Here is a 25,016-nt window from a genome sequence, read left to right as displayed (position 1 = left end):
TAAAATTTACCCAAAAAAAGCATAAAACAAACTTGAACAGATGAAATAAAATAAAGGAAATGAATTTTACAGTTATGGTACTTTAAGAAAAATACAATGCTATGAGTATTAATTATTTATATCTGGATAAATTTGTTTATTAGAAAATAAAAAATCAAAGTTGAACTATAATATTGATAAAAAATTTCTAATTTCGCAAAAAAATCTTAGCATGAATTTGGTAATTGTTGAATCGCCCGCAAAGGCCAAAACAATAAAAAAATTTTTAGGAAATGACTTTGAAGTTGAATCTAGTTATGGTCATATAACTGATTTAGCAAAAAAAGATATGGGTATAGATATGAAAACTCTAGAGCCCATATATCAAGTCTCCTCAGATAAAAAAGAAGTCGTTAAAAAACTAAAATCATTAGCAAAAAAAGCAGAAACTGTATGGTTGGCTTCCGATGAAGATCGTGAAGGGGAAGCCATTGCTTGGCATTTATTTAATGAATTACAACTTAAATCAGAAAACACTAAAAGAATAGTTTTTCATGAAATAACCAAAAATGCCATACAAAAAGCCATTCAAAACCCTAGAAATATAGATATTAATCTGGTTAATGCACAACAGGCCCGAAGAGTGTTGGACCGATTGGTAGGATTTGAAATGTCACCTATTCTTTGGTCTAAAATAAAAGCCGGATTATCTGCAGGAAGAGTACAATCTGTGGCTGTACGTTTGATCTGTGAAAGAGAAAAGGAAATTGAAAAATTTATTCCGGTTCCCACGTATAAAGTTGAAGCAGATTTTTACAATAAATCACATAATTTATTAAAAAGTAAATTAAATACAGATTTTCAAGACTATTCTAAGGCATTAGATTTTATACAAAGAGCCCAAGGGAAAACTTTCACTATATCCAATGTTGAGACTCGTCCAAGTAAAAGAAGTCCATCAGCCCCTTTCACTACATCTACTTTACAACAAGAAGCTGCCAAATTAGGATTTTCAGTTAGTAGAACAATGATGTTAGCTCAACAACTCTACGAATCGGGGTACATTACCTACATGAGAACCGATAGCGTCAATTTATCAGAAGAAGCGTTGAATTCTGCAAAAGATGTAATTATTGGACAATATGGAAAAGAATATTTAATCACACGACAATATACCACAAAAAATAAGTCGGCTCAAGAAGCTCACGAAGCAATTCGTCCAACCAATTTATCCGTACAAGAAGCAGGGGCAGATGATTCACAAAAGAAACTATATCATTTAATTTGGAGAAGAACTTTGGCCTCACAAATGGCCGATGCTAAATTAGAAAGAACAATTGTCGATATATCAAATCCGGAATTAAAAGAGAAGTTCGTAACAAAAGGAGAAGTTATTGTTTTTGATGGATTTTTAAAAGTATACCAAATTCAAAAAGAAGAAGATTCAGCCGATGAAGACAATAATGAAGGACTCTTACCTGTCGTAGAAAAAGGAGAAGAAGTACAATTATCTCAAATTATTGGCGAAGAAAAATTCAGTAGACCGGCAGCTAGATATAATGAAGCCTCTTTAGTAAGGAAATTAGAAGAATTAGGAATCGGGCGTCCTTCCACATATGCTCCTACTATTTCTACAATTCAAAAAAGACAATATGTGGAAATCAGAGATTTAGATCCCAAACAAAGGGAGGTTAAGAAAATTCTTTTAAAAGATGATACTATAAAAGAAAGTATTGAAATTGAAAATTATGGAGCGGATCGAAGAAAATTAATGCCGACAGATATAGGATTAGTCGTAAATGAATTTTTAACGGAACATTTTCCAACCATATTAGATTATGGCTTCACAGCAAAAGTTGAAGAAGACTTTGACAATATAGCCGGAGGAAATGAAAACTGGAAAGAAATGTTGACCGGTTTTTATGATGATTTTCACCCCCATGTAGAAGAAGTAAAAGAAACGGCAGAAAGAGCTACAGGAGAAAGATTATTAGGTCAAGATCCTATAAGCGGTAAAAATATTTATGCTCGCATAGGCAGATTCGGTCCAATGATTCAAATGGGTGAAACCGAAGATGAAGAAAAGCCAAAATTCGCCGGTTTAATGAAAGGGCAACACATAAATTCAATAACTTTAGAAGAAGCGCTTAAATTATTTGAATTGCCTAAGTATTTAGGAGATTATGAAGATAAAAAAGTTGAAGTAAATACGGGAAGATTTGGTCCTTATGTAAAACATAACAGCAAGTTTTTTTCCTTAAAACCTAAAGAAGGAGATGAAATTTCAACCATTACTTTAGAAAGAGCTATCGAATTAATAGAAGCGAAAAGGGAAGCAGACAGAAATAAATTTATTAAAGCATTTGAATCAGAAGATCCAATTATTGAAATTTTAAATGGAAGATGGGGGCCTTATATTAAACAAGGAAAAGAAAATTATAAAATTCCTAAAGACACGGAAGCCGATAAATTAACTCTCGAAGATGTCAAAAAATTAATCTCGGAATCAGGTAGTAAAACCAAGCCTAAATCCAAAACCAAATCAAAAAAGAAATAAGTGGAAGCATTGCGAGATTTTTTGCATCCGGTAGATGAATCCTTAATATATGCACAACCGGATTCAATAGGAAGCAAGATACAATTTTACTGGGATAAAAAACTTGAAGAGAATAGTGTTGTAATTATTGGTTGTCCCGATTTAAGAGGTACAGGTCATAAAAAAGAGTTTTCCAATTTAAGGTTGATCCGTGAAGAATTCTATCAATTAGTATGGAATGATTGGAATTTAAAGTTGTATGATTTGGGAGATATAATTCCTGGAAATGAATGGGAGGATACAGATTTTGCTCTCAAAAAAGTATTAGAAGAATTATTGGAAATGAAGGTACAACCCATTATCTTAGGTGGAAATATGGGACTGAATTATACTGCCTATAAAGCACTTTCTATACTAAAAAAGCCTTTAAATTATACCGCAGTTGATACGAAAATTGAAATTGGAAATACAGAAGGAAAGCTAACGGATAAAAATTATCTTTCCAAGATGATAGTTGAAGATTTTAATTTACTTTTCAATTTTACCAATATAGGATATCAAAGTTATTACGTACCTCAATCAACATTAAAAAAATTTAACACCTTAGATTTTGAAGGCATACGTTTAGGGAATATAACAACGAATATAAAAGATTCAGAGCCTATATTCAGAAGTTCTGATTTTGTAGGGATCAATTTGGACTCTGTAGAGTCTTATGACGGGACTCTCTCAACCGGAAGTACGGTAAACGGATTCACCAATCGTGAAATTTGTGGTTTATCAAGGTATATAGGTTTGTCTAAACAGGTAAAAATAATAGGAATCTATAATTTTTTAGGATACTCATACAATAAAATGAATGAAAAATTAGTTTCACAAATTTTGTGGTATATAATGGAAGGTAAAAATCAGCAAGAATATTATGAAAATGATGAATACATAAAATATACAGTCTTACATGAAGATAAAGAATTGGTCTTTTTAAAAGATAAATATGTCGATAGGTGGTGGTTGGCTATCGATTTTGAGGACAATGAAAGTCCTGCTTTCTTAGTTCCTTGTTCATCAAATGATTACAAAGAAGCTTTAGAAGGAAATGTTCCCGAGCGATATTGGAAAACATTCAAAAAGTTTTTATAAACGGTCACAGATAAAATTAACGCTGATTTTAATAGAAGAACAAAAAAATTTTTAAATAAAATAAAAAAATAGTAGTTTTACAATTTTTAAAAGAAACATTTTGGTTATAATGAGAAAAGTATTATTACTCTTATTGGCAACGTCAACAATTATTTCTTGTAATTCATCCAAAAAAGGAAGAGCAGGAAAACCGGGATCACAAGGAGAGATTGTAGTTACGCAAAAGAGTCAGCAATGGAATAACAAAAAACCGTATGGTATGGTTCCTATTCCAGGTGGAGCTTTTATTTTAGGGCAATCTGACATGGATTTCACCGGCACAAACACAAAAGCCCCTTTAACTACTGTTACCGTATCAGCATTTTATATGGATGATACAGAAGTAACCAATGCTGAATATAGAGTATTTGTAAACTATGTGAAAGATTCCATTGTTCGTTCCCTATTAGCAGAAAGAGGAGGTGAAGAAGGAGGTGAAGGTATAGGAAGATATTCTTATTTAAACAAAAAATCAGAAAAAGAACAGACTGCATATCAGCAAATGTTGGAAGAACAGGGAGGTAGAGAAGGATATGACGAATCTAAAAAGTTAGATTGGTCGGTGCCTTTAGAATGGAATACTTCCAGATACCCTGATGTTGCTTATGCAGAAGTATTAGAATCATTATATTACCCGCCTGAAGAAAGATTTAACAATGAAAGAGTCATAGATGCTAGAAAATTAATTTACCAATTTACATGGATTGATCAACTGGAAGCAGTTAAAAATAAAGGTAGAGGTAAAGATTTTCTTAGAAGAGAAGAAATAGCTATTTATCCGGATACGACAGTGTGGCTAAGAGATTTTAATTACTCTTTTAATGAGCCCTTATTTGAACAGTATTTTTGGCATAAAGCTTATTCTAAATACCCTGTGGTGGGTGTGACATGGGATCAAGCAAGGGCTTTTTGTGCTTATAGCACAAAATCCAAAAACGATTATAACCAAAGCAGAAAAAGAAAAATAGATAAAATATTTCCGTATAGATTACCTTCAGAAGTTGAATGGGAATATGCTGCACGAGGAGGTTTAGAAAATGCCCCTTATCCATGGGGTGGACCTTATCTAATAGATGATAGAGGTTGCTATTTAGCTAATTTTAAACCTAAAAGAGGGGATTATATGGAAAATCAAAATGGTTATTTATACACAGCTCCTGTAAAATCTTTTCATAAAAATGGATTTGGATTATATGATATGGCAGGGAATGTTTCTGAATGGACAGTTTCCGCATATAATAATAGTTCTTATATAATATCATCCACTTTAAATCCTTATTTAGGAAATAGAATTGAAGACCCTCGAAAAGTTATAAAAGGAGGATCATGGAAAGACATAGGTTACATGCTTATGGTGAGTGAAAGAGATTGGGAACATAAAGATTCAGCCAGAAGTTTTATTGGTTTTAGACGTGTTCAAACTATACCGGAAGGGTCTAAGGGTAAATATCCGGCTGTTAAAAAACATGCTCCGGTAAGATAATTAGTACTGATAATTAAATAATACATAGATAATAATTTAGAAAATTTAGAAAAATGGCAAATCAAACGAAATCAAAGGATAAAGTGTTAAATATGGTGTACTCTTTAGGTGCAGCAGTAGTTATCATTGGTGCTTTATTTAAAATTAATCACTGGGGATTAGGTCCTATAACCGGTAGTACCATATTAGCAATAGGTTTAATTGTTGAAGCTTTTATATTTGTGGTATTTGCGTTTGATCCACCTCCTGCTGAATATGAATGGGAAAAAGCATATCCGGAATTATTAGACAGTTCATCAGCACAGAGAAAATCAAAATCTCAAATACAGGACTCATCCATACAAGAAGCTGAAATATCTTTGTCAACTAAATTAGACCAAATGCTTTCTCAAGCTAAATTAGATGCAGGATTATTGGAAAGATTACGAGGTGGTATAGAAAACTTTGGACAAGCAGTTGAAGGAATTAACAAAACCGTAGAAGCTAGTTCTGTTACAGAAAAATATAAAAACCAATTAAGTATAGCTTCCTCTCATTTAGAAAATTTAAATGCTTTATACCAATTGCAATTAGACAATGGTAAAAAATATTCAGAAGCAAATCAAAAATTTGTGGATGACTTATCTAAAGCAGGAGAGTATTCACATACATTCCAAAAACAATTGGCTGAATTAACAGCAAATCTAAACAACTTAAATAAGGTATATGGTGGTATGCTTAATGCCATGAAAGCTTAATAATTTTAAATTCAAAAATTAAATAAGTAAAAATGGCAGCAGGAAAACAGACACCACGCCAGAAGATGATAAACCTAATGTATTTAGTGTTTATTGCTATGTTGGCAATGAATGTAGACAGAGAGGTTTTACGTTCTTTCGAAGGTATAAATGAATCTTTACAATTATCCACAAAATTAACGGATGAAAATAATAAAACCTTTTATGATCAAATCGATGCTAAAAAAGCCGATGGAAATGAAGGGTATGTAGAGATAGCAAAAAAATCAGATGAAGTTAAAAGACAAGCACAGACAGCTGTAGATGCGATTGAAGAAGTAAAAAATCGTTTAGCGACAGCTGCAGAATATACTCCTCCTTCAGCAGGTGAAGAAACAAATTACAACTCACTTCAAAATACAGATGTAGTTAATAAAGTGTTCTTTGCAAATGATAACACAGCTACAAAAGATGTGCAAGATATGATTGCAAAGGTTAAAACATTTACCCAATTTATTTTGCAAGGAGCGAATGAGAATGCAAAGAAAAGGATTGATCAATTATTTGATTTTACAGATAAACAAAATAAACCGTGGATTGTTAATCAATTTTATGATCAACCTATGATTTCAGCTCTAACTAACTTAACAAGATTACAATCAAATATTAGAACTGAAGAAGGGAATAGAGTTAGAGATTTATTAGCTAATAAACTGCAAGATGAAATAGAATTGAAAGCCTTTGTTCCAATCGTTTCTGCACCTAAATTTGTTAGAGCAGGAGAGAAATTTAATGTTACAATTGGTTTCGGTGCGTACGATAACACATTAAAAGGATCTATAACTCTGAACGGACGAAATATTCCTTTATCTGGAGGAAAAGCTATAGTCAATATGGTTGCTTCCGGAGTAGGAAAACAACGTTTATCAGGGAATATTTCATACCAAACAGCTAATGGTATTAAAACAGAATCGTTCGACGAAACATACGAAGTTGTACAAGATGTTGTTAAGGATTTACCAACCGGAGGAACTGTAGTAGCAGATAAGATGAATGTCGTTTATAGAGGTGTAGATAACCCTATGAGCGGATCGGTTACCGGAGTTGATGCATCAACTATCAGTATGAGTACTTCAAACGGTAGTCTTTCAAGATCAGGAAAAGGTTGGATATATAAAGCAGGTTCAGGAACAACTACAAACTTTACCATTTCAGGAAAAACTTCTTCTGGAAAAACAGTTTCTACAACTGTTTCATTTAGAATTAAGAATGTACCAAAAGCACAAGGAACCATACGAGGTGCGAATGTAGTAAGTATGCCGCCAAGCTCAGTATCTAATCAAACAGTATCAGCAGCTATACCGGATTTTGAATTCCCTGTTACCTTTAATGTTACCGGATTTAAATTGAAGAGACCTGGCGCTGCAGCAAGACCATATTCCGGAAATTCTCTAAGACCGGCTGCAGATTATTTAAAAGGATTAAAATCAGGTGATCAAGTATTAATATTTGATATTTCTGCTACAGCATCCGGAATATCTCAACAAAGTATTTCACCTATTCTTATAAATGTTCAATAAAAAAGAAATTAATAATACTATTTTTAACATGAAATCTTTATTACTTAGCATAACAGTCTTAATAAGTTCAGGAGCATTTGCACAAAATATCTTAAATGCAAAATCTCCTGTTGAATTAAGAGAAATGAGAGAAGAGAGGTATGATATTGTAAATGGAACAGATACAATTTCAACTGCTCCGACTGTCTTACCTTATGGGTATATTGAAGATAAAGATATTTTATGGTCTAAAGTAGTATGGGAGATTATAGATTTAAATGAAAAATTAAATCAACCTTATTACTATTCTTATGAGGATGTTTCAGCTACTTATATCTCCCTATACGATGCTCTTTTTAAGGGTATTGATTCAGGAAATATAACTGAAGTATATGATGATGATAACTTTACTTCAAGGATTTCACCCGAAAATCTTCAAAATAAAATCCAAGCTATAAGAGAATCCGAATGGCTTCAAGATAAAAGAGCTTCCGGAGAAGAAATTACTGCTCAAGATTTGATTGAAGGAGTGGATCATTTTAAAACGGATACACGTAGCGTGAAATTAATTAAGATTAAAGGAATGTGGTATATAGATAAACGATTAGGTCAAATGAAATATCGTTTGTTGGGAATTGCACCTATGGGACCGGATCCTCAAGTAATGGGGCTTTCAGAAGCTGCTATGCTTGGATATCAAGGAGATGAAGAGTTGATCGACTTATTTTGGATATTTTATCCGGGAGCTAGAGAGGTTTTATCCAGTTGTACAGTGTATAATCCTAAAAACGGATCTTCATCAATTACCTATGATGATGTACTTAACGCAAGACGATTCAGTTCCATTATTTATAAATCGCAATCTGAATATGGTGACGGGTTGATATCAAATTATATACCCGGAGATGCAAAATCTCAGCTTGAAGAAAGTAATAGAATTAAAAATGAAATTCTACAGAAAGAAAACAATATGTGGAATTATTAATTAAATAAATTTTAATAAAATACAGTCCTGAATCACACAAATTGATTCAGGACTTTTTTTTTAACTTTACAAATAATATACACTACTTCCGATAATATAAAAAAGTATGCTAGATTATCTTATTATAGGTCAAGGATTGGCAGGTTCCTGTTTGGCTCATAAATTATATAAAGAAAACAAATCATTTAAAATAATAGATATAGTTTCCAATTCGGCTTCATTTGTTTCATCGGGAATGTATAATCCCGTGGTATTAAAACGATTTACGCCTGTTTGGAACGCAGAAATTGAAATTGATAAACTACGTAAAGAATTTACAGAATTTGAAGATTTATTACAGGTAAAACTAGTTTATAATTCAAATTTATACAGAATTTTTGCAAATGAGGACGAAGTTAAAACTTGGAAAAAAAAGTCTGTAAGGAATGAAAATTTAAAACCCTTTTTAGATCCTGAAATTTATGATTCGATTAATCCAAATATTTTAGCAAAATTTGGAATGGGAAGAGTATACAAGGCTGGGAAAATATTTGTAAGAGAACTTTTAAGGGAATTTAGAAAATTTTTACTTAATGAAAATAGGATAATTGATGATATATTTGATTTTAATCAATTAAATAAAGAGATAAATAATTATGAATATAAAGGAATTAAAGCTAAAAAAATCGTATTTTGTGATGGTTATGCTTTAAAGTATAATCCTTTTTTTAGCTATCTACCTATGGAAGGTGTCAAAGGGGAAACCATGGTAATTCATGCCAATGGATTAGGCCTTACTGATATCGTAAAAGCTAAGGTTTTTGTTATGCCTATGGAAAAAGACTATTATTATATAGGGGCTACTTATCATTATCGTGAAGTAAATGATGAAATATCTGAAGAGGGACAGAGCGAACTAATTAATAATTTAAATAAGTTTTTAACTATTGATTATAAAATTATTAAAAAATTTGCAGGAATACGACCTACAGTTGTTGATCGTCGACCTTTATTAGGAGAGCATTCTGAACATAAAAATATGTTTATATTTAATGGTTTGGGCAGTAGGGGAGTTATGTTAGCCCCTATTATGGCAGAAGAGTTATTTGATTATATGGAAAATGGAAAAGAATTAATGTCTGAAGTAAATATTAATAGATTTAATTTATAAAATGGAAAATTCAAATATTATTGTAATAGGTATTATTATAATTACCAGTATACTTAGTTTTAAAGGGTTTAATGATCAGAATTTTTTTAACCGTTATAAGTTTAACATCGATGCTATTTTAAAAGGAAAACAATGGGAAAGGATGATTACTTCAGCATTTTTACACGGAGATATCTCTCATTTGTTTTTCAATATGTATACCTTTTATTTTTTTTCAGTCTTTTTACTAAATTATGGAAATCTGTTTTTTCTTATAACTTACTTTGGATCCATTATTAGCGGTAATTTATTGGCATTATGGATGCATAAAAATAATCCACAATATAGTGCAATAGGAGCTTCAGGCGGTGTATCCGGGATCTTATTTGCTACAATTATTATAAATTCAGAAATTTCAATAGGAATTTTTCCTTTACCATTTTCTATTCCGGGATGGATTTTTGGTGTTGTTTATTTAACCTATTCTTTATATGGGATGAAGACTCAATTGGGTAATATTGGACATGATGCTCATATAGGAGGAGCTCTTTTTGGTATTCTTTGTGGACTCTTATTTGTTAGTGAATATCCCTATTATCCTTTTACTAATTTTAGACCCATTTATTTATTATTAATGCTAATTCCTATCGCATATTTAATTTACTTAATTGTTAATAAACGCAAAGAATAAGCACTTTTAATCAACTATAATTTTTAAATGATTTTTATTTTAAGTAATAGTGATTGTATTATAATTAAAATTTAAGATATAACTTAATTGGTTAAAATAATCATAGATACAATTACTTATTTACTTTAAAATCTTATATCCTATTTTACAGCTTAAACATTGTTTTTTTAAACATTTATTTTTATATAAATATAGAAATGCTTGAGAGTCTAAAGCAGAATTAATTTTAATACCTAATTGATTATAACTTTTTATAATCGAGTTATTTTCAGCTTTAACTTCAGAAAGTATTTCAAAAATTTCTTCTTCCATAGGTTTTCCGATACTTAAAGAATAAGCATATTTTATGGGAAGAAATGCATTTAATATTAGCAAATCTTTTAGTGAGTTAGATAATCTTTTTTCAGAAATTGACGATGTTTTTTTATCAAAAACATAATGATCATTCCAATAGCCGGATGCTTTGACATCATCTAATAGCCGATAATACTGATTTACAGATTTGATACCTATGATATAAGAAAATAAATTTTGATAAGTAGAGACAATGTTTGCAAGTTGGGATAATCTAATGGTAGGAAAATTTGAAGGCCTTAATCTCAAATATTTTACGTCAGTAATTTTTTCCGGTAGGTTAAATTTTGATTGCAAAAATTTAAATTCTTTATATAAATCTTGAGGATAAGTATCAACGCAATTTTCCAGTTTATGAGTTGTTCCAAATAATAAAGATTCAGTTTGAAATAGATTTTTTGAAATTTTTCTGATAATCCCATACTCTAAATATAAAAATATATATTCAAATGCATAAGCATTTATTTTGAGACCTAATGTGTACCCTAAAACAGTAGTTAGGGTGGCTTCCCAATCATTCTTTTTTCTTTTCAAAATTTCATAGATACGTTCACATTTATTTTTTAATTTATCCAAGTATAAATTTTCTGAGAAAGAAAAAATATCAGAAATTAATGAGGTGTCAATTAAATTTTCGCAAGGGATAAATTTGAATGTTTGATGATCCAAAAATTCATAATTATTATAAATCTCATTGGAAACATAGGATTTCAATTCAAGAATTGGAAAAGATAAATTTGGAATTTTATCGTTATTATCATCAATTTCGTATACAACATACAGAATTATATTTTTGTAATAATTATTGAGATCATGTTTATGCTTAAACCAATCCGATGATTTTACATGAATTTCAACATTACCGTTCCATTCAATATCATCTATTTTTAACTTAGCAAAAATGAAATTCGGACCTTCATTCGTATTATAAGTTCCCGCTTGAATTATTTCAACTTTTTTGCCATCATTAGTATATAGATCTAAAGTGTTAAATTTTTTAAATTGCCAAATATAATGCAGTAACTTTTCTTTCATAATTTAGTCTTATTCAAGTAATTAATAAGATAAATTTAATGAAAATAAAAAAAGTTTTAGCTAATTACTAAAACTTTTTCTACAATGAATTGATATTTTTATCTTTTATCTATATCGATATAATCTCTTTTAGGACTACCGATATAGATTTGTCTTGGTCTATTGATAGGCTCATTATTCATTCTCATTTCTTTCCATTGAGCAATCCACCCGGGCAATCTTCCTAAAGCAAACATAATTGTAAACATCTCTGTAGGAATGCCTAGAGCTCTGTAGATAATTCCGGAATAAAAATCGACATTAGGATAAAGCTTTTTCTCAATAAAATAAGGATCATTTAAAGCTACCTCTTCTAATTTCTTAGCAATTTCAAGGGTTTCATCTTCAACACCTAATCTATTGAATACATCGTCAGCCACCTTTTTTATAACCTTAGCTCTAGGATCAAAATTTCTGTATACCCGATGTCCAAATCCCATAAGACGGAAACTATCATCTTTTGATTTTGCTTTATCAATCCATTTTTGAAGATCACCTCCGTCATTTTTAATCATTTCGAGCATTTCGATTACTGCTTGATTAGCTCCTCCGTGTAAAGGTCCCCAAAGGGCTGAAACTCCTGCAGATATAGAAGCAAATAGTCCGGTCTGAGCTGAACCTACCATTCGGACAGTCGACGCAGAGCAATTTTGCTCATGATCAGCATGAAGTATAAGCAATTTGTTGATGGCATCAACAACTACTTCATCAATTTCTAAATCCTCAGTCGGCATTCTAAACATCATTTGATAAAAGTTGTGAGGATAATCCAGTTTGTTATTAGAATAATTCAAAGGTAACCCTAATTTTAATCGGTATGTCCAAGCGCATAATACAGGAAATTTACCCAATAATAAGGTATATGCGTTATATAGATCTCTTTCAGATTTAACATTAACAGCGTGAGGATTGAAAGCTGTTAAGGAACTGGTAAGGGTAGACAAAACACCCATTGGATGAGCAGAACGAGGAAATGCTTTTAAAATTTGTTTCATTTCTTCACTTACCAAACTATTCTTTTTTATATCTGCCTCAAATCTGTTTAATTGTTCCAGAGTAGGTAGTTCTCCTTCTAACAATAAATACATAACCTCGGTGAAGGTTGATTTTTTAGCAATTTGTTCAATGGGATATCCTCGATAATATAATTGACCTAAATCTCCATCAAGATATGTAATTTTACTCTTTGTAGAACCTGTATTCTTAAAGCCGACATCTAAAGTAATCAGTCCGGTTTCATCTCGTAATTTGGATATATTTATGCCTCTGTCGCCAATAACACTCTCAACAATGGGATATTCATATTCTTTGCCTTCATAGGATAATTTTACTGTATCTGACATATTATTATGTTCTTTCTTATTTTATTAGTTGTTTTATTCTTTGAATATATGAAATTAAAATTAGTAGAAAAAAAATTATAAAAGAAATATTGAAAAAAAACATTCAAAAACAGTAAATTAGAAGAAAAAGTTAAAATAAATATCGAGTATTTTTATAATTTTTTGGATGTATGGATAAGTGTACTTATCAAATAGGGGGGAAATCACAAAAAATTCTTATTCTTTCCATATAAGTTAATAATTTTTAATGGATATAATGCAGTCGAGAATTTATGCAATAAAAAAACGGAAAGAGTTAACTAATCTTTCCGTTTATCTTTATTTATAAAATAAATTATCTTTTAACTTTAAAAGCTTTGAATTGAGGATAAACAGCAACTTCTCCTAAGTTTTCTTCAATTCTTAGTAATTGATTGTATTTAGCCATACGATCAGATCTAGAAGCAGAACCTGTTTTAATTTGACCACAGTTCAATGCAACGGCAAGATCTGCAATCGTATTATCTTCTGTTTCACCGGAACGGTGAGACATTACTGCCGTATATCCGGCATTTTGAGCCATTTGTACAGCATCAATAGTTTCAGTAAGAGTTCCGATTTGATTAACTTTAATTAAGATTGAGTTTCCTACTCCTTGTTTAATACCGTCTTCAAGTCTTTTAACATTGGTAACAAATAAATCATCACCTACTAATTGAACTCTTTTACCAATTTTATCAGTAAGTATTTTCCAACCTTCCCAATCGTTTTGATCCATACCGTCTTCAATAGAAATAATTGGATATTTTTCAGTTAATTCAGCTAAATAAGAAGCCTGTTCTTCACTGGTTCTTACTTTACCTCCTTGACCTTCAAAAATAGAATAATCATATTTATTGTCTTTGAAGAATTCAGATGAAGCACAATCTAGAGCTAGCATAACATCTTGCCCCGGAGTGTATCCTGCTTTTTTGGTAGCATCTAAAATAGTATCTAATGCATCTTCAATATTTTTAAAGTTAGGAGCAAAACCACCTTCATCACCTACAGCGGTACTTAAACCTCTGTCATGTAAAACTTTTTTAAGAGAGTGGAAAATTTCAGTTCCCATACGAATAGCAGTAGAATAACAATCTGCAGCAACCGGCATAATCATAAATTCCTGAAACGCAATAGGAGCATCAGAATGTGCACCTGCGTTGATAATATTCATCATTGGAACAGGTAGAACTTTACCGTTAACACCTCCAACGTATCGATATAATGGTAATCCTAATTCTTTAGCAGCAGCTTGAGCAACAGCTAAAGATACGCCTAAAATAGCATTAGCACCTAATTTACCTTTATTAGGTGTACCATCCAGGTCAATCATTGTTTTATCTATTAAAGCTTGTTCAAAGACATCAACTCCAACTAATTCAGGTGCAATAACATCATTTACATTTTCAACAGCTTTTAAAACTCCTTTACCTAAATATTCTTTTCCTCCATCTCTTAATTCAACAGCTTCATATTCACCGGTTGATGCTCCAGATGGAACAGCTGCTCTACCCAAAGTACCGTATTCGGTGATTACATCAACTTCAACTGTTGGATTTCCTCTGGAATCCAAGATTTGTCTTGCATGAATTTGTGCTATTAGACTCATAATATTATAAAATTTGTTTGTTAAAATTTTATACAAAAATACTCATTTATTAATATATAGAGGTTATGAAAAATTTATTTTTTATTGTATTGTTAATGCTATTAAATATAAAATTATTTATGGAGAAATAAATTTTAAACAGACCGGCATATCAATTTTTATATTTTGATTGGTGTCTTGTAAAAATCCTGTATTTTGATCAATGGAAAATATTTGAATAGTATCACTATCTTGATTAGCAACTATCAAAAATTTACCATTAGGAGATATAACGAAATTTCTGGGATTAATGTTAGTTCTTTCATAATCAATGGGAGTTAATTTACCTGTATTCTGATCGATACTGAAAATTGATATTCCATCCTTTTTTAATCTGTTGGAAGAATATAAAAACTTGCCATTAGGATGTATATGAATATCTGCACTTCCCTCGGCCTTATATTCATCGGAAACTGTCGTCTGAATTTCTTCTAAATTTCCATCCTCATATTTAAAAACAACTACAGTTCCACCCAATTCATTAATTAGATAAGCAAATTTTTTATTTTGATGAAATACGAGGTGTCGAGGACCTGAACCGGGTGCAACATTTATATAAGCCGGATCAAAAAACGTAAGAAAATTCTTTTCTGTAGAATAATTTACATTGAACTTATAAATTCTATCACTTCCTAAATCCGTAGCAAAAAGATATTTATAATCGGGAGAGAACACCACGCAATGAAGATGCGATTGATTTTGCCGTACATCGTGTACGCTGCTTCCCGAAAAATTAACCTGTTGAATCATGGGACTTAAACTTCCGTCAGATTTTGTTTTAAAAACAGAAATACTTCCTCCTATATAATTTGCCGTAACTATGTATTTATCTTGATATTCAATAGAAATATAACAAGGTGCAGCACCATAGGCTGCCTGTGAGTTTTGAAAAGAAATTTTTCCGGAAGCTTTATCAAATAAAAAGGAATTTACTATGGAACTTTCTTTATCATCATTTTCACTAACTGAATATATATGATTTTTTTTATGGTTTATAACCAAATAGGATGGATTGTTAACCGAAACATTATCAATAAATGTAGTACTTCCGGTTTCTGAATCAAAATCATATATATAGATACCGTTGCTTTCTCCATCAGTATAAGTACCTATAACTAAATAAAATTTCATTTTGTTTTTTAGTATTAAAATAATTATTTAAAATTATTAAAAAATATTTATATAAAATTATTTTTATTTTTAAAATTTTGAAATATAAATAAAGTATAAATGCTTTATAATATATATAATATCCTGTTTCATATAATGAATATTTATTTCTGTTTTTTTCAGTTAAGTACAATATTTGATATAACATTAAAAAACATATATTTTATAGCTACTTTTTTGAGTTTTTCGAAATTAAGACTTAAAAATATTGTTTTTATATCTTATAACTTAACTACTCTATAACAATTACTTACTACTACATAATTTTTGGCAAAGAAATCTAAATAAGTGCTATTTAAACTATAAATAAATAGTACTTATTTAAGGAACAAAATGGTTAATAAAGAATTTAAAAATTTAATTCTTTACTTAGTTAATATAGTAATGTGATAAATGATTTATATAATAAATAATAAATAAAAATAAAGTTATCAATTTATAAATAAAATAATTTAAACAATAAGACATGGGAATTTTACAAAATAAAACAGCATTAGTTACAGGTTCAAGTTCAGGTATTGGAAAGTCGATTGCAGAAAAATTTGCGCATGAAGGCGCTAATGTTATTATAACTTACCATTCGGGAAAGGAAAGAGCAGAAAATTTGGTGCAAGAATTATCAGGATTGAACGTAAAAGTTAAAGCATATCAGGTAAATGTTTCAGACTATAATGAAACTCAAAGTTTTTTCAATTTGGTTAATCAAGATTTTACCGATATAGACATTTTAGTTAACAATGCTGGAATAAATGGTAAAAATACATATGTGGAGGATATGAACTTGGAAGATTGGGATAGAACTATAAAAACCAATTTATATGGACCTTTCTATTGTATTAAAGAATTTTTAAAACTTAAGAAAAAAAACAATTCATATAAAGGATCAAGAATTATTAATGTGACTTCTATACATGAATATATTTGCAGACCGGGAGATGCTGATTATAATACAGCTAAAGCCGGAATGAGGAATTTGGCCAGAACTTTGGCTATTGAATTGGCATCAAGAGAATTAACAGTTAATAATATTGCTCCGGGAATGATACTTACTCCTATCAACAAACAATTTACTGATGAAGCGAAGTTATTAAAAGAAAAAGAAGATATTATCCCTATGAAAAGAGGCGGTACACCGGAAGAAGTTGCTAATGTAGCCTTATTTTTAGCTTCCGATGCAAGTTCTTACGTTACGGGTTCAACTTATACAGTAGATGGAGCATTGTCAATTTTAGGGCAAAATGCCTAAGTGATTTTACACTATATCTTTAAAATATGAATATTACAGACTTTTTAATAGCCTGTATTCCTATTTTATCTTGGGGTTTTGTTCCCGTTATAGCTACCCTTATAGGTGGAAAGGTTATAGAACAATCATTTGGTATTGCAATAGGGAGTTTTATATTTGCTTGCATTATATATGCCATTAAACATCCTGCTTTAAATCTTCATATTATAGGAATTGGAATCGTATCCGGATTATTTTGGACAATCGGATCGGTAGGTCAATTTATGGGATTGAAATATTTGGGAGTTTCAAAGTCAATGCCCATATCCAATGGAACTCAGATCATTGGTACTTCTATTTTAGGCGTATTTTTAGGAGATTGGTCTACTCTTAATTCAAAAATATTTGGTTTTAGTGCTTTAGCGTTAATTATTTTAGGAATTATTTTTACTTCATATAAGGAAGTAATCGAAAATGATGATGCTAAAAAAATAAATTGGAGTAAAGGAATTTCAGTTAATTTATTATCTTCCTTAGGTTTTACATTGTATGTTGGTATTTTAAAATACTATAATATTGATAGTTGGTCGAGTCTTTTACCTCAATCTATAGGCCAACTACTTGGTATTAATATTATAGCATTTTTATATTTCAAAGTAAATCCCTATAATCTTAATTCTTTGAAAAATAGTGTTGTAGGGGTGGTGTGGGCTATAGGTAATTTAGCTATATTGATTTCTCAAATGAAATTAGGATTATCAGTAGCCTATCCGGTTGGTCAAGCATCCATTATTGTCTCAGTAATTGCAGGAGTTTATTTTAATGAAGAAAGAAAAACCAAAAAAGAGTGGATATCATCTATAATTGGTATGACTGTGATCGTGGTAGGATTATTTTTTATTTATTTGTCCGGCGTATTCGATAAATCCTAAGTTAGGAATTGATATATTAATCTTTTTTGAGGCTTTTAAGAATCAATTACTCAATTCTCTATTATTGTAATTGAATTTTAAATGTATTAATTTCTCAAATATAAACCAATGGTAATTATATTTATACCCTATATAAAATATAATTTAATAATATATAAGTTTTAATTAGATAGAAATTACAATCATATATTTTCATTTAAACCTAAGGATAATTTGCTGAAATTGATTTCATTCTCATCTCCTGTATTTTTACCTAAAACATCAGATAGCTTTACAGCATTTAAATAATCATCAGAAGGTTTTTCTTTTACATGAGTTAATTTAATTACCATATTAAGAGGCTTAACACCCACGTCATTAGATAAGTATGTTCCGATGCCATAAGTGTCATGGATTCTGTCTTTGACATGTTCTTTTATTTTTTTAACCTCATTTAAATTTAATGAATCACTAAATACTATAGTTTTTGAAGAAGGATCGATTCTATTTTTCTTATAAAAATCGATAGTTTTTTCTGTAAACTCTAATGGATCTCCACTGTCACAACGCACTCCGTCAAATAATTTTGCCAGTTTTAAATTAAAAGATTTAAAAAATGATTGTGATGTATACGTATCTGTTAAGGTAATACCCAGACTTCCCTGGAAAACATCCACCCAAGCTTCCAGAGCTTTAATGTTAGCTGAGCGATAACCGAATAAAGCTCCATGGTACATAAACCATTCATGAGGCATAGTGCCTATTGGAGTTGTATTATATTTCATGGCAAGATATACATTGCTGGTCCCTTTAAAATATTTATCGGAATTTTCCTTTAATACTCCTACAACTTTATCTTGAACGTCGAATGAATATCTTCTACGAGTACCAAATTCAGAATAATCGGCTTTTAAATTTTTAAGTCCAATCGCTTTTTCTTTAGCTTTAATTTCAATATCTTTTGGCTTTGTGCCGATCATTTCAAAATACAATTCCGATATCATAGCCATAAGCGGAACTTCCCATAAGACAGTTCTATACCAATATCCTTCAACATACAAGTTTAATTTACCGCCTTCTTGGGAAATATGAACTTCATCAGGATTGTATCTGTACCCTTCTAAAAAATCTACAAAAAACGGATCTAAAAAATAGCATCTTTTTAAAATAAAATTTTTTTCATCATTAGTTAATTTCAAACTAATCATTTTATTTATTTCTTCTTTCAGCCTTTCTGCAAAACCTTTTGGAAAATCATCTTTTCCTCGATTTATAAAGTCATATCTAACATATGCCCATGGATATAATTTTTGAATGGCATGCATTACTGAAAATTTATATAAATCGTTGTCTGTAAAATGCTTTATTATCATAATTAAAATATGTTTTCTAAAAAGGTATTTGTCAAAGTTACAATTTTTATGATTAAAACTATTATTAATAAGCCATTTAATTAATAAAACCTTTTGTTTTTATCGAATATAAGATAAAAATAAAAAGATTATATTTATCGGATCAAAACAATATAGGGTTAAAATGAAAGCATTAATAGTAGTTGATATTCAAAACGATTTTCTTCAAGGAGGAAGCTTAGCCGTACAAGGGGGGAATGAAATAATCCCCGTTATTAATTCCATTCAGGGAAAATTTGATTTGGTTGTTGCCACTCAAGATTGGCATCCCAAAGGACATAAAAGTTTTGCTTCGCAACATAGTAATAAAAGCGTGTATGACAAAATAGATTTAAATGGTATAGAACAGGTTCTATGGCCGGATCATTGCGTTCAAGGCACTTTTGGAGCCGAAATATCTTCGGAACTGAATCAAAATAAAATAGAAGCGATTTTTAGAAAAGGAATTAATACTACTATTGACAGTTATAGTGGTTTTTATGATAATGGAAAATTAAAATTTACAGGTTTGGGGGATTTTTTAAAGGGGAGAGGAATGAAGGAAATTTTTATTTGTGGATTGGCAGCAGATTATTGTGTATATTTTACAGCCAAAGACGCTCTGGAATTAGGATTTACATCTACTATTATTGAAAATGCTACAAAGGCCATTGATGTATCAAATTTTGAAAATATTAAAAGAAATTTTATACAAAGTGGAGGTAGTATTATAGAAAAAATATAACAATAATATTTTTAGAGATATTTTTAAATTAAATACTAGTATAAGTATATATACTATTGATTTTACTGTTTTATTTAATCATAATAAAAAACCCCGTTATGGAACGGGGTTAAAACTAACTACTATGAAAATTCACTGCCTTATGAACATTTATAGTAAGACAAATTCCATGCCATAATACTTCAACCAGTTAAATTATTATAAATTATATGTGTTTATATAATTTTTAAGATAATTTATAGTGAATACATTATTTTTCTTTTTAAAAATAAATATGAATTAACGTTTTTTGATCTAATATGTTATTAAATTTTCCATTTTAAATTATTTCAACAAATAAATAATTAAAAGAATTATATGAAGCATATATTGGAAAAATAGTAATATTTTGTATTTAATTTATTAATAAAGTTCTTCTCAAATTAAAAAGAACGGGATTAAAAAAAAACTTATCTCAAATCAAACATATTATTCAGATGTATTTTTTTAGCTGACTGATTCGATAATAAATTTAGTAAAAAATAATTTTTCTGTTAATAAAAAAAGCCCCGTAATACGGGGCTTAAAACTAACTACTATGAAAATTCACTGCCTTATGAACAATTGTTTATAGTCAAATTCTATGCCATAATATATGTGTTTTGTTTATTTAATTATAATAATTTATTGATAATAAATTTGTAATTGAAATAATATAGTTTAAATAAAGTATTAAATAAAAAAGTCTCACTAATAAAAGTGAGACTTAAAACTAACTACTATGAAAATTCACTGCCTTATGAACAATTGTTTAAAGGCAAATTCTATGCCATAAAAAATATATTTAATTTAATTAAATACAATAATATGCTTAATGTTATATATTATATGAAATAATAATCTTTTAAATTATATTAAATAAAAAAGTATCACTAATAAAAGTGAGACTTAAAACTAACTACTATGAAAATTCACTGCCTTATGAACAAATGTTTAAAGTCAAATTTAATGCCATAAAAAATATATTTAATTTAATTAAATACGATAATATAATTAATAATATATATTATATGAAATAATAATCGTTTAAATTATATTAAATAAAAAAAGTCTCACTAATAAAAGTGAGACTTAAAACTAACTACTATGAAAATTCACTGCCTTATGAATAATTGTTTAAAGGCAAATTCTATGCCATAATTGCTATATTTAATTTATTTATATATTATAAATATGGTAATATTTTATACGTTATGAAATAATATATCTTATTGATTGCTTTAAATAAAAAAAGTCTCACTAATAAAAGTGAGACTTAAAACTAACTACTATGAAAATTCACTGCCTTATGAATAATTGTTTAAAGGCAAATTCTATGCCATAATTGCTATATTTAATTTATTTATATATTATAAATATGGTAATATTTTATACGTTATGAAATAATATATCTTATTGATTGCTTTAAATAAAAAAGTCTCACTAATAAAAGTGAGACTTAAAACTAACTACTATGAAAATTCACTGCCTTATGAATAATTATTTAAAAACAAATTTCATGCCATAATATAAAATCATATGGTAGTAATATATTATAATTTTACTTATATTATTATATAATTAAAATAATATGTTGATAAAATGCATTAAATAAAAAAAGTCCCGCAAATGAATGCGGGACTTAAAACTAACTACTATGAAAATTCACTGCCTTATGAACAATTATTTTAAAACAAAATTCATGCCATAATTATATAAAATTATTATTTGTGTAAAATGTTTGTTTTAGGGTAATTAAATGTTATAAAAATTGGAAATGATACAATTATATAAGATAAAATTACAATTAATATAATAAAAAAGCCCTATTATTATTAATAGGGCTTAAAACTAACTACTACGAAAATTCACTGCCTTATGAACATTTTAAGTAAGGCAATATCTGTGCCATTGGGTTGTGCAAGTAATTTATAAATTTTAAAATTTAATGTTTACTACTAAAATAGTAATAATTACATCGTAAGGTGTTTTGCAAAATATTTACTATCAATGTTTTAAATTTATATATAAAAAAACCCCATAATTAATGGGGTTTAAAACTAACTACTACGAAAATTCACTGCCTTATGAACATTTTATATAAGACAAAATCTATGCCATTATATTTTTTTTAAAAAATCAATTATATAAATATAAGTAACTTAAGATTATAAAAGATAGATATTATTTATAATTATAAAGTTTTTAATATAAATAATAAATACAGTTATATATATCAATATAAAAATATAATATATTTTTCAATTAAATATTCGTTAAAAATAATAGAGTTAAGAATAGTATTTAAAATTAGTTAAAGGCGTTTGAAGTATTCTTTTATTATTAGCTACTTTTATGATGGCAGGTAAGTTTTTAATAATCTAAAATTTAAGTAATATAAATTTAATAATAAGATTACTTTAAAATAAAATTATTTGTTATCCCAATTTTTATAAGGATTTTTCATAAGCATTGAATTGTAATATCTTGGATCGTCAGTGACTTCTTTTCCTAACCAATTCGGTTTCTCAATATTTTCATTTTCATCATCTAATTCAATTTCTGCAAGGATTAGTCCTTCGTTTTCCCCGTAAAACTCATCTACTTCAATTATTTTATCTCTAAAGGGAATAATATATCTTTTCTTATCGATAATACCCATTTCACATAATTGTATAAGTTCATTAGCTTCTTCTTTTGTGATTTCCTTTTCCCATTCAAATCTGCTTATACTATTTTTTTTATTTGAACCTTTAATGGTTAAAAAACCTTGATTGTCTTGGATTCTAACACGTACAGTTCTTTCAGGTATTGAAGATAGATATCCTTGTTTAATTTGTAAACTTTTAATAGCCTTCGATTTAAATTCTCCTGTAATTAAATATTTCCTTTCAATTTCTTGTCCCATATGATGTAATAAACAATTTTATTGAATATTTCATTTGTAAATTATAAATAAATACAAATATTTAAAGTTAGTTTTTGTTCTTTTTAGATTTCCAAAGTTGGTCTAAATATTTATATCTGTCGGAAACATATTGTGAATACATTTTAGAAATAATATATCCTTCTTTTCCATCTAAAAAACCAAATTGAATAATATAATGATGGAGAAAACGATATATAGGTTTAATATGGTGATGTAGAAAATTAGATTTTTTACCCTTTTCAAATAATTCTTTTGCTTTAAGTCGGGAATATTTATCTAACTTATCTAAATATTTTTCTTCAGAATTAAAAGAATAATGATCCAATCTGTTTTTTAAATATCCCGGTTCGGTTTTACATTCTATTTCTTCATGAACAAGTTTACTGCTTTTATATAAGGATTTATCTTTTTTAAATAAACGTATTACTTTATCATTCTTCCATCCGCTGTGTTTCAGGAGTTTGTCTTTAAAATAAAAATTTCTTTTTATCCAATAAGCATCTCTAGGAAATGGAGAATTTACAGTTATTAATATTTCATTTTTAAGAGCAATCGGTATATGTTCATCTAAATCAAAAAATACTATCCATTCATGAGTCGCGCGTTCAATAGCAAAATTCTTTTGATTAGTAAAATTATCAAATATTCTTTCAATGAAAATTACATTAGGATATTTTTTAAAACGTTCCTTAGTTCTATCTGTACTAAATGAATCCACTACGATTATCTCATCGGCAAAAGAAATATCTTTCATAAATCGATCAACATTTTCTTCCTCATTATAGGTGATACATAAAGCAGTTATTTTTGGTTTTTTAGTTTCAATTTCTTGTGGTAAATTGGATTCCATTTTATTGATTCCTAGAATATTTAATAAAAAATTATCAATTTTACCAAGTAACATTTTCGGGTTCATTAGTTTATAAAAAGGTTCAGGCTTACGTAAAATTTCTTTAAGTGAATATTCTGTATATATTTCAGGGAAAATGTCCATTAGATGAAAACTTTTATGAATAAGTAAATTTTCATAACATCCCCAATCTTTTCTAAATTTATGAGGTGAGAATATTGAAAATGTTGGCTTTTGAATGGCCTTAGCAATATTAACAGCTCCCCCTTCATTGGCTATCAATGCATTGCAATTAGATAATATGGCAGCAAATTCTCGAATATTATTTCCAAGAATGGAAGTAAATATTTTTTCTTTATGTTCAATTTCTTTTAAAAGATCATCCGCTTCTTTTTGTTGCTTAGGAATATAATTAAATAAAATATCTATATCATAATGTTTTAATAAGTAATTAATTAATTCAGCCATATAAGATAAAGGCCAAGATTTTTTTAAACTGCTTCCCAATATTCCAATAATAATGATAGGTTTAGTAAAACTGACTCCGGAATCGATCATTAATTTTTTAGCATTATTTATTTCTTGCTCGGTTAAAAATATTTCGGTTTGAAAGTCAATTTTAGAAAAATCCTCTACAAAAGGAGAAAGTAAAAGGCATCTATTTTCGATAGATGTACAATGTATAAACTTAGGAAACTTTTCCTCAACAAAAACATCCGTATAAAAATATTTAAAAAAAGGTTTATCAAAACTAACTTTCCTTTGAGCTTTAGAAAACAACGTTATAAAACGACTTTGCAATTTAGCATAAGGATCGAATAGTAGATCATATCTTTCTTTTTGTATGTATTTTGTATACTCCCATAAAACAGGTAATTTTTTTAATTCAGAATCTTCAAACCCAATAATTTTATCTATATAGGGATTGTTCTGAAGGATATGAATAGCATTATTATAGCAAAAAAAATGAACTTCAATATTAGAAAATATTTTTTTTAAATTTTTAGCAAGTACACTGGATACTAAAACATCCCCGATAAATTTATTTTGTATAATTAATGCTTTTTTCAAAAATATAATATT

General features: G+C 28.8%; 18 protein-coding genes. 11 read left to right on the top strand and 7 right to left on the bottom strand.

Features of this window, described 5'->3' with window-relative positions; translation table 11 throughout:
* The first annotated feature begins 211 nt into the window (after positions 1-211).
* From topA to GFV01_RS00690, 8 genes are all read left to right on the top strand, one after another.
* Positions 212-2,536, top strand: a complete 2,325-nt coding sequence (topA, locus tag GFV01_RS00725; protein WP_160564109.1) for a type I DNA topoisomerase — start codon at positions 212-214, stop codon at positions 2,534-2,536.
* Complete coding sequence (locus GFV01_RS00720; protein ID WP_160564107.1) at positions 2,537-3,655, top strand: hypothetical protein; 1,119 nt, start codon at positions 2,537-2,539, stop codon at positions 3,653-3,655.
* A 109-nt stretch (positions 3,656-3,764) separates the two neighbouring features.
* Positions 3,765-5,177, top strand: coding sequence for a gliding motility lipoprotein GldK (gene gldK, locus GFV01_RS00715; RefSeq protein ID WP_160557175.1), 1,413 nt, complete (start codon positions 3,765-3,767; stop codon positions 5,175-5,177).
* Between the two features lie 53 nt (positions 5,178-5,230).
* Positions 5,231-5,914 (top strand): gliding motility protein GldL, encoded by a 684-nt coding sequence (gene gldL, locus GFV01_RS00710; RefSeq protein WP_160557176.1) that lies wholly within the window; start codon positions 5,231-5,233, stop codon positions 5,912-5,914.
* 32 nt (positions 5,915-5,946) lie between these two features.
* Positions 5,947-7,473: a gliding motility protein GldM gene (gldM, locus tag GFV01_RS00705; RefSeq protein WP_160564105.1), complete on the top strand. Its 1,527-nt coding sequence runs from the start codon at positions 5,947-5,949 to the stop codon at positions 7,471-7,473.
* Positions 7,474-7,501: 28 nt separating this feature from the next.
* Positions 7,502-8,437 carry a gliding motility protein GldN gene (gldN, locus tag GFV01_RS00700; RefSeq protein ID WP_160564103.1) on the top strand — a complete coding sequence of 312 codons (936 nt, stop codon included), beginning with the start codon at positions 7,502-7,504 and terminating at the stop codon, positions 8,435-8,437.
* Between the two features lie 106 nt (positions 8,438-8,543).
* Positions 8,544-9,587 carry an FAD-binding oxidoreductase gene (locus GFV01_RS00695; protein WP_160564101.1) on the top strand — a complete coding sequence of 348 codons (1,044 nt, stop codon included), beginning with the start codon at positions 8,544-8,546 and terminating at the stop codon, positions 9,585-9,587.
* A gap of 1 nt (position 9,588) precedes the next feature.
* Positions 9,589-10,257: a rhomboid family intramembrane serine protease gene (locus GFV01_RS00690; RefSeq protein ID WP_160564099.1), complete on the top strand. Its 669-nt coding sequence runs from the start codon at positions 9,589-9,591 to the stop codon at positions 10,255-10,257.
* A gap of 120 nt (positions 10,258-10,377) precedes the next feature.
* On the opposite strand, the gene GFV01_RS00685 is transcribed toward GFV01_RS00690, so the two are convergent.
* The 4 genes from GFV01_RS00685 to GFV01_RS00670 form a co-directional block, all read right to left on the bottom strand.
* A complete protein-coding gene (locus GFV01_RS00685; RefSeq protein ID WP_160564097.1) occupies positions 10,378-11,646 on the bottom strand; it encodes a DUF2851 family protein in 1,269 nt (422 codons plus the stop codon).
* Between the two features lie 98 nt (positions 11,647-11,744).
* A complete protein-coding gene (locus GFV01_RS00680) occupies positions 11,745-13,028 on the bottom strand; it encodes a citrate synthase (RefSeq protein WP_160564095.1) in 1,284 nt (427 codons plus the stop codon).
* A 334-nt stretch (positions 13,029-13,362) separates the two neighbouring features.
* Positions 13,363-14,655, bottom strand: a complete 1,293-nt coding sequence (gene eno / locus GFV01_RS00675; protein ID WP_160564093.1) for a phosphopyruvate hydratase — start codon at positions 14,653-14,655, stop codon at positions 13,363-13,365.
* Between the two features lie 117 nt (positions 14,656-14,772).
* Positions 14,773-15,825, bottom strand: coding sequence for a lactonase family protein (locus GFV01_RS00670; protein ID WP_160564091.1), 1,053 nt, complete (start codon positions 15,823-15,825; stop codon positions 14,773-14,775).
* 505 nt (positions 15,826-16,330) lie between these two features.
* Here GFV01_RS00670 and GFV01_RS00665 point away from each other — a divergent pair.
* Positions 16,331-17,110, top strand: coding sequence for an SDR family NAD(P)-dependent oxidoreductase (locus GFV01_RS00665; RefSeq protein ID WP_160564089.1), 780 nt, complete (start codon positions 16,331-16,333; stop codon positions 17,108-17,110).
* A gap of 26 nt (positions 17,111-17,136) precedes the next feature.
* Entirely contained in the window at positions 17,137-18,021 is an 885-nt protein-coding gene (locus GFV01_RS00660; RefSeq protein ID WP_160564087.1) for a GRP family sugar transporter, read from the top strand.
* 182 nt (positions 18,022-18,203) lie between these two features.
* On the opposite strand, the gene pncB is transcribed toward GFV01_RS00660, so the two are convergent.
* Positions 18,204-19,373 (bottom strand): nicotinate phosphoribosyltransferase, encoded by a 1,170-nt coding sequence (pncB, locus tag GFV01_RS00655; protein ID WP_160564085.1) that lies wholly within the window; start codon positions 19,371-19,373, stop codon positions 18,204-18,206.
* Between the two features lie 163 nt (positions 19,374-19,536).
* On the opposite strand from pncB, the gene pncA reads away from it, so the two are divergent.
* Positions 19,537-20,136: a bifunctional nicotinamidase/pyrazinamidase gene (pncA, locus tag GFV01_RS00650; protein WP_160564083.1), complete on the top strand. Its 600-nt coding sequence runs from the start codon at positions 19,537-19,539 to the stop codon at positions 20,134-20,136.
* Positions 20,137-22,585: 2,449 nt separating this feature from the next.
* Here pncA and GFV01_RS00645 read toward each other — a convergent pair.
* Both GFV01_RS00645 and GFV01_RS00640 read right to left on the bottom strand, forming a co-directional pair.
* Positions 22,586-23,062 carry a CYTH domain-containing protein gene (locus GFV01_RS00645; RefSeq protein ID WP_160564074.1) on the bottom strand — a complete coding sequence of 159 codons (477 nt, stop codon included), beginning with the start codon at positions 23,060-23,062 and terminating at the stop codon, positions 22,586-22,588.
* A gap of 67 nt (positions 23,063-23,129) precedes the next feature.
* Positions 23,130-25,004 carry a glycosyltransferase family 9 protein gene (locus tag GFV01_RS00640; protein ID WP_160564072.1) on the bottom strand — a complete coding sequence of 625 codons (1,875 nt, stop codon included), beginning with the start codon at positions 25,002-25,004 and terminating at the stop codon, positions 23,130-23,132.
* Positions 25,005-25,016 lie beyond the last annotated feature (12 nt).

Origin of the sequence: Apibacter sp. B2912 (assembly GCF_009827835.1) — a bacterium.
Classification (GTDB): Bacteria; Bacteroidota; Bacteroidia; order Flavobacteriales; family Weeksellaceae; genus Apibacter.
The sequence above is the reverse complement of the archived record's forward strand: the minus strand, read 5'-3'. Positions and strand labels throughout refer to the sequence as shown.

What these genes read in the sequence shown, in the direction of transcription:
- GFV01_RS00690 (WP_160564099.1), top strand. Translation starts at nt 9,589, where the DNA reads ATGGAAAATTCAAATATTATTGTAATAGGTATTATTATAATTACCAGT.
- GFV01_RS00695 (WP_160564101.1), top strand. Translation starts at nt 8,544, where the DNA reads ATGCTAGATTATCTTATTATAGGTCAAGGATTGGCAGGTTCCTGTTTG.
- GFV01_RS00680 (WP_160564095.1), bottom strand. Translation starts at nt 13,028, where the DNA reads ATGTCAGATACAGTAAAATTATCCTATGAAGGCAAAGAATATGAATAT.
- GFV01_RS00645 (WP_160564074.1), bottom strand. Translation starts at nt 23,062, where the DNA reads ATGGGACAAGAAATTGAAAGGAAATATTTAATTACAGGAGAATTTAAA.
- GFV01_RS00670 (WP_160564091.1), bottom strand. Translation starts at nt 15,825, where the DNA reads ATGAAATTTTATTTAGTTATAGGTACTTATACTGATGGAGAAAGCAAC.
- GFV01_RS00685 (WP_160564097.1), bottom strand. Translation starts at nt 11,646, where the DNA reads ATGAAAGAAAAGTTACTGCATTATATTTGGCAATTTAAAAAATTTAAC.
- GFV01_RS00665 (WP_160564089.1), top strand. Translation starts at nt 16,331, where the DNA reads ATGGGAATTTTACAAAATAAAACAGCATTAGTTACAGGTTCAAGTTCA.
- pncA (WP_160564083.1), top strand. Translation starts at nt 19,537, where the DNA reads ATGAAAGCATTAATAGTAGTTGATATTCAAAACGATTTTCTTCAAGGA.
- gldM (WP_160564105.1), top strand. Translation starts at nt 5,947, where the DNA reads ATGGCAGCAGGAAAACAGACACCACGCCAGAAGATGATAAACCTAATG.
- pncB (WP_160564085.1), bottom strand. Translation starts at nt 19,373, where the DNA reads ATGATAATAAAGCATTTTACAGACAACGATTTATATAAATTTTCAGTA.
- gldN (WP_160564103.1), top strand. Translation starts at nt 7,502, where the DNA reads ATGAAATCTTTATTACTTAGCATAACAGTCTTAATAAGTTCAGGAGCA.
- GFV01_RS00660 (WP_160564087.1), top strand. Translation starts at nt 17,137, where the DNA reads ATGAATATTACAGACTTTTTAATAGCCTGTATTCCTATTTTATCTTGG.
- gldL (WP_160557176.1), top strand. Translation starts at nt 5,231, where the DNA reads ATGGCAAATCAAACGAAATCAAAGGATAAAGTGTTAAATATGGTGTAC.
- gldK (WP_160557175.1), top strand. Translation starts at nt 3,765, where the DNA reads ATGAGAAAAGTATTATTACTCTTATTGGCAACGTCAACAATTATTTCT.
- topA (WP_160564109.1), top strand. Translation starts at nt 212, where the DNA reads ATGAATTTGGTAATTGTTGAATCGCCCGCAAAGGCCAAAACAATAAAA.
- eno (WP_160564093.1), bottom strand. Translation starts at nt 14,655, where the DNA reads ATGAGTCTAATAGCACAAATTCATGCAAGACAAATCTTGGATTCCAGA.